Here is a 15486-nt window from a genome sequence, read left to right on the forward strand (position 1 = left end):
CGACGATGACCCAGTCGTTGCCCGGGGTACGACGACGTGCAGTTTCCCAGCCGTCGCCCATGTTGATGCCACGGCCCGGGTTGAGAATGTTGCTCATGCGACCGAAGTGTTCATCGGAGCAGGCGAGGGCGCGACCACCGTTGAGGGCCGCGGCCAGATCGATTTGCTCGTTGTCACCGACGGCCGACCAGTCGCGGTGCGGAATGCCGTACACGCGCAGACGGGCCACGCCACCATCCGGGTAGATGTTGAAACGCAGGTGGCTGAACGCCTGATCGTTGTTGATTTCATGGAAGTGGTGGCTGTTGCCTTGCAACTCGACAGCGGACAGCACTTCAACCCACTGGGTGTTTTCAGTCGGTTCGCCTTCAACCAGGAAACAGGCTTCCAGGGAGGCCGACGGCGGGAAGTTGCCGGTGAAGAATGAAGTGTCGATGTCGACGCCTTTGATCGAGCCCGCTACACCGAGGCGGATCACTGCGCTGTCGTAGCCTTCGAAGCGCTTGCGGCGCGACTCCCAGCCGTCCATCCACTTGCCGTTGTCATCGAACACGCCTTCTTTCCACACAGCCGGGGTCGGCTGGAACAGGCGGTTGGCATCAGCGAACCAGTCATCGGTGACCGAGATGATTTTGGTGCCCAGACGGGCATCGGCCAGGTTGACGAACTTCTCGAAAGGTACGGCGTAAGCTTTCATTCTTCTTGTCTGCCTTTAAATTAGTTGGCTTGGGATGCTTGCAGTGCTCTGGGCGATGTCTGCGTTCAAAGTCGCCAGGGCAAGGCGCGCTAAAGGGTCAGTAAACGGAACAACGCAATCTTGTTGATCTCTGCCAGCGCGCATTTGAATTCGGTGTCGACCGAGTTGTGAATGCGCGTTTCGAACGCCGCGAGGATCTGATGCCGGTTGCTGCCTTTTACCGCCATGATGAAGGGAAACTTGAACTTGGCTTTGTAAGCGTCGTTCAGCTCGGTGAAGCGCTGAAACTCTTCGGCCGTGCATTGGTGAATACCGGCGCCAGCCTGTTCATTGGTGCTGGCTTCGGTCAGTTGGCCCTGGACGGCGGCTTTGCCGGCCAGGTCCGGGTGAGCGTTGATCAAGGCCAGCTGGCTGGTGTGATCGGCGCTCAACAGGATGTCGCTCATGCGCTGGTGCAAGGTTTCGATCTCGTCGATCGACGCGTCCTGGCCCAGATCGAAGGCCTTCTCGGCCACCCATGGCGAATGTTCGTAGATGTCGGCGAAGGCTGCGACAAATGCATCGCGGCTCAAGCTTGAAGGTTTGACGGTTTGAAAGGTGCTCATTTTGCGGCCCCTTGGAATGGGTGGGTTTCCTGCCAGTGGCGCGCGATGTCGACGCGGCGGCTGAACCACACCTGTTCATGACTTTTAGCGTATTCGATAAAGCGTTTGAGCGAAGCCAGACGCGCCGGACGACCGATCAGGCGGCAGTGCAGACCGATCGAAAGCATCTTCGGTGCTTCGGCGCCTTCAGCGTAAAGCACGTCGAAGGCGTCCTTGAGGTACTCAAAAAAGTCGTCGCCCTTGTTGAAACCCTGGACTTGGGTGAAGCGCATGTCGTTAGTGTCCAGGGTGTACGGGATCACCAGGTGCGGCTTGCCGGTCGGATTGTTCGGTTCCCAGTAGGGCAGGTCGTCGTCGTAGGTGTCGCAGTCATAAAGGAAACCGCCCTCTTCCATCACCAGGCGACGGGTGTTCGGGCCGGTGCGGCCGGTGTACCAGCCCAGTGGGCGCTCACCGGTGATTTCGGTGAGGATGCGGATCGCTTCGAGCATGTGCTCGCGTTCCTGCGCTTCGTCCATGTACTGGTAGTCGATCCAGCGATAGCCGTGACTGCAGATCTCATGACCGGCATCGACCATCGCGCGGATTACATCCGGGTGGCGCTGGGCTGCCATGGCGACGGCGAAGATGGTCAACGGAATATCGAATTCCTTGAACAGTTTCAGAATCCTCCACACACCGGCGCGGCTGCCATACTCGTAAAGAGACTCCATGCTCATGTTGCGCTCGCCTTGCAGAGGCTGCGCCGAGACCATTTCGGAGAGGAAGGCTTCGGACTCTTTATCACCGTGCAGGATATTGCGCTCGCCGCCTTCTTCGTAATTGAGTACGAAAGACAAGGCGATGCGGGCATTGCCCGGCCAGTGTGGGTGAGGAGGGTTACTGCCGTAACCGATCAGGTCGCGTGGGTAGTCAGCGCTCACTGCAGTCTTCCTTCTTGTTCGTGTCGACGTGTTCAAGGTTGTGTGGCGGCCTTGCGATGAGATATCAGGCTGGCGTCACTGCGATGGAGTGATTGTATACAACTTTATATTCAATTTGTAAGCCCGTTTTTTTGCATTTTTCTCGAACCGTCATGAATTGATGATACTGCAAGAAACCTGCCTGAGTGGTCAGCAAAAAGATAGAAGGTCCACTGATCTTATGGTGCGGCGTTAAATTCGCTGTAAAACACCGACTGGCGTGCATCGAGGCAAATAGGTCGTTTTTATTGTGTACAATTTTTTTGAAAAGTGTCTTAATCAATCGCTCGCCGCAGTGATTCGTGCTCCGAATCGGTGCGGTCTCCTTTTTAACTGACTTCGGGAGGCGCGAGGCCTGACTGCTCTACGCAGGCAGGCGCGCAGAATCAATGGGACGTTTGACTACACACGTTTTGGACGCTGCACACGGTTGCCCGGGCAGCTCGATCAAGGTCGAGTTGTACCGCGTAGAAGGTTCGCACCTGGAATTGCTCGCCAGCGCGACAACCAATAGCGATGGCCGTGTCGATGCACCGCTGCTGCAAGGCGATGACTACCGTACAGGGGTCTATCAGGTTCAGTTTCATGCGGGCGACTACTACCGCGCCCGTGGCGTTCAGTTGCCGGAGCCGGCGTTTCTCGATGTAGTGGTGCTGCGTTTCGGCATTTCTGCGGAACAGGATCACTACCATGTGCCGTTGCTGATTTCGCCGTATAGCTACTCCACGTATCGCGGCAGCTGATCCCCCAGGCAGCTGCCTCAACCTTGAAGCGACTGCGCATATAGCTTCTTTGGTTTTTCGCCCGCTCACACTGCGGGCTTTTTTTCGTCTTGAGGATGTGGTGCTGCTGACGCCTTCGCGAGCAGGCTCGCTCCCACAGGGGATTTGTGATCGACACAAAACCAATGTGGGAGCGAGCCTGCTCGCGAAGCTTTTGCTTTTATCGGCTTAGAAGGGATGCAGCGCCGGCACCACTGAACAACCCCGCACTGATTCGGTTAAACCAGCTCTGCCCCTTGCCACTGCGCAGATACCGCGCCGCACCATGCGCCCCCAGCCCATAAGCCAATTTGCACAGCAGATCCAGCACGGTCCAGGTCGCAATCATCACCAGCAACTGCGGCAGGAACGGCTGCTCGGCGCTGAGAAATTGCGGCAGGAAGGCTGCGAAGAACAGAATGTCTTTCGGATTACTCGCACCGAGCATAAACGCGCGGCCAAACAGTGCGCGAAAACGCGGTATTGGAGCCGCCTGAGGTACTTCGGCACCCACCGACGGCTGGCGCGATTGCTGCCAGCTCTGCCAGGCGAGATAGAACAGGTACAGCGCCCCGACGATTTTCAGCGCACTGAACAGCTGCTCCGATGCCAGCAGCAAGGCGCCCAAACCCAGCGCCGAGGCACTGAGCAGGCAGATCGAGGCAAACACGCCACCGAGAAATGCCGGGTAGGAACGGCGCAAACCGTAATTCAGACTGTTGCTGATCATCAGCAACGACAGGGGCCCCGGGATCAGGATCACCACCAGCGCAGCGCCGCTGAACAGTAGCCAGGTTTCCAGACTCATCACTTTCCTCCATTTGTGCAAAAGCCCCACCCGGCCGGGGTGAGGCTGTTTTGAAACACTGTTTTTGAAACGTAGCCGGCTTACAAGAAAATGAACTTGGCGATGAAGATCGTGCAAAGCACCCACAAGCTGACGGAGATTTCCTTGTACTTACCCGTACCGGCCTTCATTGCCACGTAGGTGATGAAGCCCAGTGCGATGCCGTCGGCGACCGAGAAGGTCAAGGGCATCATGATTGCAGTGACGATTGCCGGAATGCTGTCGGTCGCTTCGTCCCATTCGATGTGCTTCATACCGCCCATCATCAGCATCGCCACATAAATCAGCGCACCGGCCGTTGCGTAGGCGGGGATCATGCCAGCCAATGGCGCGAAGAACATCGCGGCAATAAATMGCACACCCACGGTCACGGCGGTAAGCCCGGTCCGACCACCCGCTGCAACGCCCGCGGCACTTTCAACGTAACTGGTGACCGGCGGAACACCCACTACAGCACCAAATACGCTGGAAGCGCTGTCGGCTTTCATGGCACGTGAGAGGTTTTCGATCCGACCGTCCGCGCCGACCAGGTTGGCGCGCTGGGCCACACCCATCAGAGTACCGGCGGTATCGAACATGTGCACAAAGAGGAAGGCCAGGACCACGCTGATCATGCTGACATTGAAGACACCGGCGACGTTCATCGCCATCCAGGTAGGAGCGAGGCTCGGCGGGGCCGACATGATGCCCTCGTAGTGCACCAGACCCAGGCCCCAACCGGCCAGGGTGACGGTGATGATGCTGATGAGGATTGCGCCGAATACTTTGTGGTAGCTGAGGATGGCGATCATCAGGAAGCAAATGGCGGCGAGCAGCGGGYCCGGTTCACGCAGGGAGCCGAGCTTGATCAGGGTCGCCGGGCTATCGACGACAATGCCCGCGGTTTTCAGGCCGATCAGCCCCAGGAACAAACCGACGCCGGCACCCATGGCGAAGCGCAGGCTCACTGGAATACTGTTGAGCAGCCATTCGCGGATCCGCGAAAAGGTCAGGATCATGAACAACACACCGGACACAAACACCGCACCGAGGGCGGTTTCCCAGTTGTAGCCCATGGTGCCAACCACGGTGTAGGTGAAGAAAGCGTTCAGGCCCATGCCCGGCGCCAGGCCGACGGGCCAGTTGGCGTAGAGGCCCATCAACAGGCAACCCAGCGCTGCCGCGATGCAGGTCGCCACAAACGCGGCGCCATGATCGATCCCGGCGTCGGCCATGATGTTGGGGTTGACGAAGATGATGTAAGCCATCGTGATGAAAGTTGTCAGACCGGCAATCAGCTCGGTCTTCACCGTGGTGCCATGCAAGCTGAGTTTGAAGATGCGCTCAAGCAAGCCATTGCGTAATGGCGGCGAGAGATCCAGCGTCGATGCTTCGGATTTGCGGCTTTCCACAGCGAGTACTCCTCAAGAGTTTTATTGTTATTTCCCGGACCGGACCCATGAGGGTGGCAGCGGTCCTTTGAGGCAAGGCACTTGCGAATTTGTTGACCGCTTGGTCAGGAACTCGCACGAAGTGGATTATGCTTTTGTATACAAAAAAAGCAAATAATGTTTTCGGTTTTGTTGGCTGGATATTTGGCGATAGGAATATATCGACAGGAAGGACGCCATCGCGGGCAAGCCACGCTCCCACAGGGATATGCGGTCACCCTGTGGTAGCGAGCCTGAGTGGATGAGGGTAAAAACAAATAAACCGGCCATTGGGCCGGTTGATTTTTGACTGAGATTTGTGGTGGCTGTACTGACCTCATCGCCAGCAGGCTGGCTCCCACAGGTTTTGTGAGCACCACAAATCCTCAGTGGGAGCCAGCCTGCTGGCGATAGCGTCAGTCAGAGCACCGCAAAAACTATCAGGCTGCCGCGAAACGCTTATCCAGATAATCAATGATCACTTTGGACTCATACATCCAGGTGGTCTGACCATTTTCTTCAATGCGCAGGCACGGCACCTTGATCTTGCCACCTTGCTCCAGCAGGGTCTGGCGATCCTGTTCACTGTTTTTTGCGTCACGCAACGCCACCGGAACATTCAGACGGCGCAGGGTACGGCGGGTCTTCACGCAGAACGGGCAGGCGTGAAATTGATACAGCGTCAGGTCTTTGGCCGCGGAGTTGACCTTGGCCTGAGCTTCGGCGGGGCGCTGCTTCTTCCCGGGACGAGTCAGGAAGTCGATGAAGATGATCAGTTGGCCAAGGCCGACACGAAGCGCTTTTACGAACACGTTGAAAGCCTCACGATGCGAATTGAGAAGGGCGCGCAGCTTACCTGATTTTTTGCAGACGAAAAAAAACCGGCGATGAATGCCGGTTTTCTTTGTGCTGCAACTTACTTGATCAGGCTGAGAAACTCGCTGCGGGTGGCCGCGTTTTCGCGGAACTCACCGAGCATCACTGAAGTGATCATCGACGAATTCTGTTTCTCCACACCGCGCATCATCATGCACATGTGCTTGGCCTCGATCACCACCGCAACGCCCAAGGCGCCGGTGACTTGCTGGACCGCTTCCGCGATCTGGCGGCTGAGGTTTTCCTGGATCTGCAGGCGGCGGGCGTACATGTCGACGATTCGCGCCACTTTAGACAGGCCCAGCACTTTGCCGCTAGGGATGTAGGCAACATGCGCCTTGCCGATGAACGGCAGCAGGTGGTGTTCGCACAACGAGTACAACTCGATGTCCTTGACCAGCACCATTTCGCTGTTGTCGGAGCTGAACAAGGCACCGTTGGTGACCTCTTCAAGCGTCTGTTCATAACCGCGGCAGAGGTACTGCATGGCTTTGGCGGCACGCTTTGGCGTGTCGAGCAGGCCCTCGCGGGAGACGTCCTCGCCCAGTTGGCCGAGAATCGCGGTGTAATTCTGTTCCAGGGACATGAAACTACCTGTGGGGATTTTCGCAAAGGGCAAGGGTACGGTGGCAAACACGGCGCTGCAAGTGTGACGCGACAGCTTTACTCGTCACGACCTTCCATCATGGTGCGTTTAAGCATCACATACACCGCTCCGGCGCCGCCATGTCTGGCCTGGCACGAGGTGAAGCCGAGCACTTGTGAATGCTGGCGCAGCCAGGTGTTGACGTGACTTTTGATCATCGGCCGCTTGCCGTCCAGACGCACGGCTTTGCCGTGGGTGACGCGCACGCAGCGAATTTCGAATTTGGTCGCTTCGGCCAGAAAGGCCCAAAGGGTTTCCCGGGCTTTTTCCACGCTCATGCCGTGCAGGTCAAGGCTGCCCTCGAACGGAATCTGACCGATCTTGAGCTTGCGCATTTGGCTTTCCTGGACACCGTCACGAGCCCACATCAACTCGTCTTCCGGGCCGACATCGATGACGAACTGATCGGACAGCCCGTCAACGGTGGTGGCATCKGTGCGAATGGTCGCGGCTTGACGCAGCTTGGCGATGTGCGTGCGGTCGGCCTTGGGTTTACCGGTTTCGGCGCGATCGTGCTTGATCGGTTTGACGCCTTGGATCGCACTTTTGAACAGGGAAAAATCGTCGTCTTGCATGTCAGCCTCCGCGAAGGGCGGCCAGTTTACCCAAGTCGAGACGCTATCCATAACAATTGAGGCCTGGCAAATGCCAGGCCTTCTGTTCAGTCGTGTTTTTTCATCAGGTGCGGAGACATGTTCAGCCCGCGCGACTGGCGTGAACGGCGACGGCAGCGACGCCATAGCCACACGCCCAGGTAGAGCATGAACAGGCCAACCGCCAGAACCACTGCCGCACCGGTGCGGCTGGTGTTCAGTTCGCCCAGTGCGGGTACGTGACCAAACAGGCTGGCGGCAGCGGCCATGGCGACCAACACACCGCTCGTTGCCAGCAACGCGGCAAACGCAGCGCCAATTCGAAAACGCCAGTTGCGTTGGCCTTTGGACCGCAAGCGGCGAGCGTCAAAACCATCGGATAACTTCATTCCGACCTTCCTCAATGGGTATCGGCCCTTCGACCGGGAGTTGACCGGGTTGTTCCTGAGGCTAAGACAATTGCGGTAAGCGCGAGACTTTTGCGGATGAGCGGCAGTCTTGGCCACTCATCCAGGGCCGATCAAATCAGATCGTGAGTGAGCGCCAGCGTGGCGAAGTTGTCCGCCATGATCGCCATTTCGGTCTGCTGAACGTGCTCGGCGCTCAACACGCCGCCCTTGTAAGGCAAATCGCGCGTGGCGCAGGCGTCTTCCACCAACGTGCAACGGAAGCCGAGGTTCTTCGCGGCGCGCACCGTGGTGCTGACGCTGGAGTGACTCATGAAACCGCAAACGATCAGGTCAAGGGCGCCGAGGTCTTCCAGGCGCTTTGCCAGTTCGGTGCCGTGGAACGCACTCGGCAGCAACTTGCCGATGATGGTTTCGTCGGCCAGTGGCTCAAGGCCGGGGATGAACTCACCGCGTTCGCCTTGTGGGTCGAACAGCCCGCCGACCGTGCCGAGGTGGCGTACATGCACGATGGTGCGGCCGGCTGCGCGGGCAGCCGCCAGTAATTGCTTGATGTTCGCGACGGCAGCGTCCATGCCGCTCAGGGCCAGCGGACCGCTGAGGTACTCCTTCTGTGCATCGATGATGACAAGGGTCGCATGGCTCAGATTGGCTGCTGCGTAACCGCGGCCGCTGAGTTGAAACATCGTTTTTGGAACGGACATTCTGGGGCTCCTTCGAGTGGGGCTTTTGCGCCATTGTCCTCTGGCTGAGCGGTTCTGTGAATCGCTACTATTGTAGATGTCGTCTTTACTGGCCTGCAGCCTTGTCAGTTTGCTCGTTTTGTTCAATGGTCAGCAGTAAAAAGGGATGGGTCCTACATCTGGTCCGGAGTTTTTCCTGCGTCGTCGTGGCGCGTTTTGGCTGTTAGAATCGCCAGTCGTTTTTTCTGGAGTTTGCCGCCGTGATCACTTCCCGACTTCGTACCCTGCGTGACCATATCCGTTGGGCCGTCAGCCGCTTTCATGGGGAGGATCTGTTTTTCGGCCATGGGACCGACAACGCCTGGGATGAAGCTCGTCAACTGGTGTTGGGTGCCTTGCACTTGCCGTGGGAAATCGCTGACAGCTACCTTGACTGCGCGCTGGAAGAAGATGAGTTGGTGAATTTGCAGCGTTTGCTCAAGCGCCGTATCGAAGAACGCATTCCGACTGCCTATTTGCTGGGTGAAGCGTGGTTTTGCGGCATGTCGTTTATCGTCGACGAGCGCGTGCTGATCCCGCGCTCACCGATTGGCGAGCTGATCGAAAACCGCTTCACGCCATGGCTGGGCACCGAGCCTGCGCGAATTCTGGACCTGTGCACCGGTTCCGGCTGCATCGGCATCGCCTGTGCCTATGAGTTCCAGAACGCTGAAGTGGTGCTCGCCGATCTGTCGTTCGAAGCGCTGGAAGTGGCCAATCAGAACATTGAGCGTCACGGTGTCGATGAGCGGGTGTACACCGTTCAGGGCGATGGGTTTGATGGCTTGCCGGGTCAACGTTTCGACCTGATCGTGTCGAACCCGCCCTATGTTGATGCGGAAGATTTCGCCGATATGCCGGACGAGTATCAACACGAGCCGGAGCTGGGACTGGCCTGTGGCGATGATGGCTTGAACCTGGTGCGTCGCATGCTCGCGCAAGCCGCGGATCATCTGACTGACAAGGGCTTGCTGATTGTCGAAGTGGGCAACAGCCAGGTTCACGTCGAGGCGTTGTACCCGGAAGTCGATTTCGCCTGGCTCGATTTCGAGCGCGGCGGGCATGGGGTGTTCATGTTGACGGCTGAGCAGTGCCGCGAACATCAGGCACTGTTCGCTTCCCGCGTCTGACTCCGCAATGATCGTTCCCACGCTCTGCGTGGGAATGCCTCAACGGACGCTCTGCGTCCGCTTTGGGACGCGGAGCATCCCAGGCTGCATTCCCACGCAGAGCGTGGGAACGACCAGTTACCGATGCGTAGCAATCCAGATCAACAACCCCGCCTGAAACACCGCAAACGCCACCAGACACGTAATGGTAAAGCGCAGCCCGGCGTCTTCACGCCTGTACTTGCTGACTTTTTCTTCGTGGGTCTTCAGCTTCACTTCCTGCTCGGCCAGATTCAGTTCTGCCTGCTGAAGCATCTGCGCGGCTTCAAGGATTTCCACCAGCTGCAGCTTTTCAGTGTTCCAGTCGCCCGACAGGTCGCCGATCCGTACGGCTTCGATGCGGCCCTTCAAATGCTGAGCATCGGCATACACCACCTCAAAACCATGGGCCCCGAGAAAGTGATCGCGGCGTAGGCGGGTGTCTTCGTTCAGCGCATCTTTGTTGTTCAGGCTCATGCCGTCGACGGTGTAACCGGACCAGCGTTTCTTCGCCCAGGTGATCCCTTGAGCGGCCATGAAGCGGCCGATGCCACGGTTCATCGGTTCAATCTGCAGGCCACTGTCGGGCCCGAAATGCACGCTTTTGGTGGTGTGATCGACCCTCACGTCCAGATGATTTTGTTCTTTGCGCGCACGCTGACCGGGCAGGGTGATGCTCATGCGCATGAGGCTATGATCCGTGCTGTGGCGTTCGGCATAGCCGAATTCGACAAAGCGCAGCGGCCGCCCGCCGGTGTTGCGGTCGGTTTTCAGCGGCGCCAGACGAAGCATCTTGTGGTGCTCGACGTGGACATCCGCCCACGGCAGCTCAACCGCTGGCGGTGCGTCTTGTTCAGCGGCGGCGTCGGGTGAAGTCTGGGTATCAGTCATAACGGCGAGATCCTGTCCAAGCCCTGCCGCCAGCCAGTGCGCTGGCGACAAAGGCTTATCGGCCGTTTTTGACAGGACTGGAGGGCCAACAGCGCTTAACGGGAGCGAAGTCCGTCAATAAACCCGAGGATTCGTGTGCCAAGTTCGGCAGCCAGCGGCAATTGTGGATCTTTATAAGAGGCCAATTGGCGCTTTACATCGTTGGGCACGATGCGCATGACGTGGTTCATGCCTTCGATCAGCGCCAGCTCGGCGTCGGGTTTGGCGGCCTTCAGTAACTTTGCATCACCGACGCCGACCTGGATGTCGTTGCTGCCCTGAATGATCAGTGCCGGCATCTTCAACCGGGCAAATGCCGCTGCCGGATCCTGGCGGAACAGCGAAATCAGGTACGGCTGCACGCTCGGGCGGAATATCCCCTGTAATGGCGGTGGCACGTTATTGTCGGTGTGGCCGGCCTTGAGGCTGTCGAGCAGTTCATTGCTGCGCTGCATCAGTGCAGGTGGCAGTTGATTGCTCAACTGCTGACGCAACACCTGGTCAATCGGTCGCGCGCTGCCGGACAGGGAAATGAGGCCTGCGGCATCCACGCTCGGTGCCGCCAGGGTGGCGATCAGGGCGCCTTCGCTGTGGCCGAGCAAAATCAGTTGGCTAAAACGTGGATCGGATTTGAGCTTGCGCCCCCAGGCTTCGGCGTCGGTCACATAGGCCTCAACCGACAGATTGCGTTCGTCCGGTGTCGCGGCAAGGCTCGCCGCCACCCCGCGTTTGTCGTAACGCACGCTGGCGATGTTGTGTTTGGCCAGCACCCAGGCCAACCGTTTCAGGCTGTCGTTGCGTCCGCCATCGGTGTTATTGCCGTCGCGATCCGTAGGGCCGGAGCCGGATATGATCAGGACAACCGGCACAGGCGTGTCGGACTTGGGCAGCAGCAACGAGCCGAAAAGCTCACCGCTGCCGGTATCCAGAGTGATAGGTCTTTGCAGGACGGTGGCCTGCACAAAGCCGGTAAACAGGGTCAGGCTCAAGGCTATAACTCGCAGCATCATCACGCCATCATTCACAAAGGTGCCGTTTGGACTCGCCGGCACCCATAAGGTTCGAGGATGAACTACTCGGGTAGCCTGCGTATACTGGCGCGCATTACGTATTCAGGTTCTATTTCACGGAGCGTCCTGCATGTCCGGCAATACCTACGGCAAGCTGTTCACTGTCACCACCGCGGGCGAAAGCCATGGCCCGGCGTTGGTCGCCATTGTCGACGGCTGCCCGCCGGGGCTGGAGATTTCCCTGGAGGATTTGCAGCGTGATCTGGACCGCCGCAAGCCCGGCACCAGCCGCCACACTACGCAACGCCAGGAAGCCGACGAAGTCGAAATCCTCTCCGGCGTGTTCGAAGGTCGCACCACCGGTTGCTCCATTGGCCTGCTGATCCGCAATACCGACCAGAAGTCAAAGGACTACTCGGCGATCAAGGATCTGTTCCGTCCGGCCCACGCCGACTACACCTACCACCATAAGTACGGTGAGCGCGACTACCGTGGCGGCGGTCGCAGCTCGGCCCGGGAAACCGCCATGCGCGTGGCTGCCGGGGCGATTGCGAAAAAGTACCTGGCGACGCAGGGCATCGTCATTCGCGGCTACATGAGCCAGCTCGGCCCGATTGAAATCCCGTTCAAGACCTGGGATTCGGTGGAAGAAAACGCTTTCTTCAGCCCTGATCCAGACAAAGTCCCGGAGCTGGAAGCCTATATGGACCAGCTGCGTCGCGATCAGGATTCGGTCGGTGCGAAAATCACCGTGGTGGCTGAAGGTGTGATGCCCGGCCTGGGCGAGCCGATTTTCGACCGCCTCGACGCCGAACTGGCCCATGCGCTGATGAGCATCAACGCGGTGAAAGGCGTGGAAATCGGCGCCGGTTTCGCCAGTGTTGCCCAGCGCGGCACCGAACACCGCGATGAAATGACCCCGGAAGGTTTCCTCAGCAACAACGCCGGCGGCATTCTCGGCGGCATCTCGTCCGGTCAGCCGATCGTCGCGCACTTGGCGCTGAAGCCGACGTCGAGCATCACCACGCCGGGTCGCTCCATCGACATCCATGGCAACCCGGTGGAAGTCATCACCAAAGGCCGTCACGACCCGTGCGTCGGCATTCGCGCCACGCCGATTGCTGAAGCGATGATGGCCATCGTGTTGATGGATCACCTGCTGCGTCACCGTGGGCAGAACGCCGATGTGCGCGTGAGTACCCCGGTCCTGGGTCAGCTTTAATGGCTGACATCAACGCCGCTGCGGTCTGACGACCGTGGCGGCGCTCCCGTACTGGCGGCTCTCCAGCTTCTATTTGTTCTATTTCGCATTGCTCGGTTCGACGGCGCCGTTTCTGGCGCTGTACTTCGATCACCTGGGCTTTTCCAGTGCGCGCATCGGCGAACTGGTGGCGATCCCGATGCTGATGCGCTGCGTCGCGCCGAACATCTGGGGCTGGCTGGGTGATTACACCGGCCGGCGCCTGGCTATCGTGCGCTTCGGTGCGGTGTGTACGTTATTGACGTTTTCGCTGATTTTCGTCAGCAAGACCTACGCCTGGCTGGCTATGGTCATGGCGTTGCACGCGTTCTTCTGGCACGCGGTATTGCCGCAGTTCGAAGTCATCACCCTGGCGCACCTGAAAGGGCAGACCTCACGCTACAGCCAGATCCGCTTGTGGGGCTCCATTGGATTTATCATCACCGTGGTTTTGCTTGGCCGATTGTTCGAATGGCTGAGCCTCGACATCTACCCGGTGGCGTTGGTGTTGATAATGGCCGGTATCGTCCTCAGCAGCCTGTGGGTGCCGAATGCCCAACCGACTCAAGGTGAGCGGTTGGCGGGTGACGGTTTTCTCACGCAATTGCGCAGCCCCGGTGTCCTGGCATTTTATGGCTGCGTGGCGTTGATGCAGATGAGCCACGGACCTTATTACACGTTTTTGACTTTGCACCTGGAACGGCTCGGTTACAGCCGAGGCGTGATCGGCCTGCTCTGGGCGGTCGGCGTGGTCGCTGAAGTGTTGATGTTTCTGGCCATGACCCGAATCCTCGCGCGATTTTCGGTGCGCCGGGTGCTGTTGGCGAGTTTCCTGCTGGCCGCACTGCGCTGGGTGCTGCTCGGTTCGTTTGCCGAATATCTTTGGGTGTTGCTGTTCGCCCAGGTGCTGCATGCGGCCACCTTCGGCAGCTTTCACGCGGCGGCCATCCAGTTCGTGCAACGTAGTTTCGGTGCGCGTCAGCAGGGGCAAGGCCAGGCGCTATACGCCGCGCTGGCCGGTACGGGCGGCGCGTTGGGTGCGTTGTATTCCGGCTATAGCTGGACTGCCCTCGGCGCCCCATTGACCTTTAGTATTGCCAGCCTCGCAGCCCTTGCAGCAGCCGTTATCATTGCCACACGACTGCAAGAGGAAAGGCCATGAGCTATTTCGGCAGATCGAGGACATTGAATTTTTTCGAGTGCGAGTTGAAGACGCGCGCGCTCTTTAACCGTAAAGCATGAACCGTTAAGGAGGTGCCCTGATGAGCAGCCTGTCCGTTTACCACGTCTCAAGCCCTGACCTGCCGAACAAGGTGCTTACCCATTTCGAAGACATCGCCTCGACCCTGGCCGAGCAAGGCGTGCGCTTTGATCGCTGGCAAGCGGCTGCGAAAATCCAGCCCGGCGCCCGTCAGGAAGAAGTGATCGCCGCGTATCAGGAACAAATCGACAAGCTGATGACCGAGCGCGGTTACCTCACCGTCGACGTTATCAGCGTGAGCAGTGATCACCCGCAAAAAGCCGAACTGCGCGCCGAGTTCCTCGACGAACACCGTTTTGGCGAAGACCTGGTCAGATTTTTCGTTGCCGGTCGTGGCTTGTTTACCTTGCACATCGATGATTACGTCTACGCGGTTCTTTGCGAAAAGAACGACCTGATCTCGGTGCCGGCCGGTACACCGCACTGGTTCGACATGGGCGAACATCCACATTTTGTGGCGATCCGTCTGTTCAAAAATCCTGAAGGCTGGGTGGCCAAATTCACCGGCGACGACATCGCCAGCCGCTTCCCGCTTCTTGAGGACTGACAGTTTCGCGCGGATCAATCCTCCAACTTTGTAAGATCATGGCGCATAACCTGTGGGAGCGAGCCTGCTCGCGAAGAGGGCCTATCAGTCGAGATTAAATTGACTGATACACCGCTTTCGCGAGCAGGCTCGCTCCCACATTGGTTCGTACTGTCCAATAGTTTACGCCGTGTGATAAGTCGGCAAAGCAAACCGTTGCTGGCTTTGCAGCATCGAGATCTGCGGCAGTTCACTGGCCTGTTCTGCAAGGTCACGACGAATCGCACTGATCACCCACGACAACTGATCGCCAGCATGCAATTGCTGGTAGGAAATCGAACGCTTGAACACCCGGCCTTCAGTGCTGCGCAGGGTCAGCAGAATCCCGCCGTCAGGACGCGCTTGAGTGGTCACTTCAAAGTTGGAGAACAGGGAAGAAAATTTTTCTTGGATCAGGTTCATGTCTATCAGCTCCGTGTGCACATGATTGGCAAGCATGGAGAGGTAGTTGCAGCGATTGTGCCAGTATTTTAAATTAATAAAATCGTTATAAATCAGTATGTTAGTTTTTTGTCGGATTTTTGCTTTCGTGCAATCTGCATGAATGGCCATCGTGCATCCTGCATTTTGAAAGATCGTCTCTATTTTGATGGAACCAAAGCACAGGTCGAGGTTCATCGTTCGTTTGTCCCGGCTGCGGATACAAAACATTGCAAAAACCGCGTGTACAGCTCAAGAACCGCTGACGTATTTTCGAGCTCAATGAACGCCGCCCGACAAAAAAAATAAGCGGGAACACGCATGAAACGCACGCCGAACGACACGATTACCTGGGGCATGATGCTC

At 58.1% G+C, this 15486-nt stretch carries 17 protein-coding genes and 1 pseudogene; 5 read left to right on the top strand and 13 right to left on the bottom strand.

The genetic code is table 11. The features are described 5' to 3' along the window. From alc to puuE, 3 genes are all read right to left on the bottom strand, one after another. The coding region (gene alc, locus AC1DSG_RS17360; RefSeq protein WP_477791987.1) for an allantoicase at positions 1–697 on the bottom strand (697 nt) is incomplete at its 3' end. Positions 698–786: 89 nt separating this feature from the next. Further along, complete coding sequence (gene uraD / locus AC1DSG_RS17365; protein WP_477791988.1) at positions 787–1302, bottom strand: 2-oxo-4-hydroxy-4-carboxy-5-ureidoimidazoline decarboxylase; 516 nt, start codon at positions 1300–1302, stop codon at positions 787–789. Beyond that, positions 1299–2225: an allantoinase PuuE gene (puuE, locus tag AC1DSG_RS17370; protein ID WP_477791989.1), complete on the bottom strand. Its 927-nt coding sequence runs from the start codon at positions 2223–2225 to the stop codon at positions 1299–1301. The genes uraD and puuE overlap by 4 nt, the downstream gene beginning before the upstream one ends. 428 nt (positions 2226–2653) lie before the next feature. On the opposite strand from puuE, the gene uraH reads away from it, so the two are divergent. Beyond that, positions 2654–3007, top strand: coding sequence for a hydroxyisourate hydrolase (gene uraH / locus AC1DSG_RS17375; RefSeq protein ID WP_477791990.1), 354 nt, complete (start codon positions 2654–2656; stop codon positions 3005–3007). A 199-nt stretch (positions 3008–3206) separates the two neighbouring features. Here the strand turns inward: uraH and AC1DSG_RS17380 are convergent, their stop codons facing one another. The 7 genes from AC1DSG_RS17380 to AC1DSG_RS17410 all read right to left on the bottom strand — a co-directional run bounded on the left by AC1DSG_RS17380 (position 3207) and on the right by AC1DSG_RS17410 (position 8507). Then, the gene (locus tag AC1DSG_RS17380) at positions 3207–3833 is read right to left on the bottom strand and encodes a LysE family translocator (RefSeq protein WP_477791991.1); all 627 of its coding nucleotides are present in this window, start codon (positions 3831–3833) and stop codon (positions 3207–3209) included. An 80-nt stretch (positions 3834–3913) separates the two neighbouring features. Continuing rightward, positions 3914–5263, bottom strand: a complete 1350-nt coding sequence (locus AC1DSG_RS17385; RefSeq protein ID WP_477791992.1) for an NCS2 family permease — start codon at positions 5261–5263, stop codon at positions 3914–3916. Between the two features lie 458 nt (positions 5264–5721). Continuing rightward, positions 5722–6093 (bottom strand): glutathione S-transferase N-terminal domain-containing protein, encoded by a 372-nt coding sequence (locus AC1DSG_RS17390; protein ID WP_223518682.1) that lies wholly within the window; start codon positions 6091–6093, stop codon positions 5722–5724. A 104-nt stretch (positions 6094–6197) separates the two neighbouring features. Further along, complete coding sequence (gene folE, locus AC1DSG_RS17395) at positions 6198–6743, bottom strand: GTP cyclohydrolase I FolE (RefSeq protein WP_060541549.1); 546 nt, start codon at positions 6741–6743, stop codon at positions 6198–6200. Between the two features lie 77 nt (positions 6744–6820). After that, positions 6821–7378 carry a Smr/MutS family protein gene (locus AC1DSG_RS17400; RefSeq protein ID WP_477791993.1) on the bottom strand — a complete coding sequence of 186 codons (558 nt, stop codon included), beginning with the start codon at positions 7376–7378 and terminating at the stop codon, positions 6821–6823. An 86-nt stretch (positions 7379–7464) separates the two neighbouring features. Next, entirely contained in the window at positions 7465–7785 is a 321-nt protein-coding gene (locus AC1DSG_RS17405; protein WP_477791994.1) for a hypothetical protein, read from the bottom strand. Positions 7786–7916: 131 nt separating this feature from the next. Beyond that, positions 7917–8507, bottom strand: coding sequence for a cysteine hydrolase family protein (locus AC1DSG_RS17410; protein WP_477791995.1), 591 nt, complete (start codon positions 8505–8507; stop codon positions 7917–7919). 239 nt (positions 8508–8746) lie between these two features. On the opposite strand from AC1DSG_RS17410, the gene prmB reads away from it, so the two are divergent. Beyond that, positions 8747–9655, top strand: a complete 909-nt coding sequence (gene prmB, locus AC1DSG_RS17415; protein ID WP_477791996.1) for a 50S ribosomal protein L3 N(5)-glutamine methyltransferase — start codon at positions 8747–8749, stop codon at positions 9653–9655. Between the two features lie 117 nt (positions 9656–9772). On the opposite strand, the gene AC1DSG_RS17420 is transcribed toward prmB, so the two are convergent. Then, a complete protein-coding gene (locus AC1DSG_RS17420; RefSeq protein WP_477791997.1) occupies positions 9773–10564 on the bottom strand; it encodes a hypothetical protein in 792 nt (263 codons plus the stop codon). A gap of 95 nt (positions 10565–10659) precedes the next feature. Next, positions 10660–11659, bottom strand: a pseudogene (locus tag AC1DSG_RS17425) (alpha/beta hydrolase). 84 nt (positions 11660–11743) lie between these two features. On the opposite strand from AC1DSG_RS17425, the gene aroC reads away from it, so the two are divergent. The 3 genes from aroC to AC1DSG_RS17440 all read left to right on the top strand — a co-directional run bounded on the left by aroC (position 11744) and on the right by AC1DSG_RS17440 (position 14661). Beyond that, complete coding sequence (aroC, locus tag AC1DSG_RS17430; RefSeq protein ID WP_046027098.1) at positions 11744–12835, top strand: chorismate synthase; 1092 nt, start codon at positions 11744–11746, stop codon at positions 12833–12835. 34 nt (positions 12836–12869) lie between these two features. Further along, positions 12870–14015 (top strand): MFS transporter, encoded by a 1146-nt coding sequence (locus tag AC1DSG_RS17435; protein ID WP_477791998.1) that lies wholly within the window; start codon positions 12870–12872, stop codon positions 14013–14015. A 100-nt stretch (positions 14016–14115) separates the two neighbouring features. Then, complete coding sequence (locus AC1DSG_RS17440) at positions 14116–14661, top strand: 1,2-dihydroxy-3-keto-5-methylthiopentene dioxygenase (protein ID WP_477791999.1); 546 nt, start codon at positions 14116–14118, stop codon at positions 14659–14661. Positions 14662–14823: 162 nt separating this feature from the next. Here the strand turns inward: AC1DSG_RS17440 and AC1DSG_RS17445 are convergent, their stop codons facing one another. After that, a complete protein-coding gene (locus AC1DSG_RS17445) occupies positions 14824–15102 on the bottom strand; it encodes a DUF3509 domain-containing protein (protein ID WP_223518706.1) in 279 nt (92 codons plus the stop codon). Between the last annotated feature and the right edge of the window lie 384 nt (positions 15103–15486).

It is taken from the genome of Pseudomonas sp. P5_A12 (assembly GCF_056400685.1).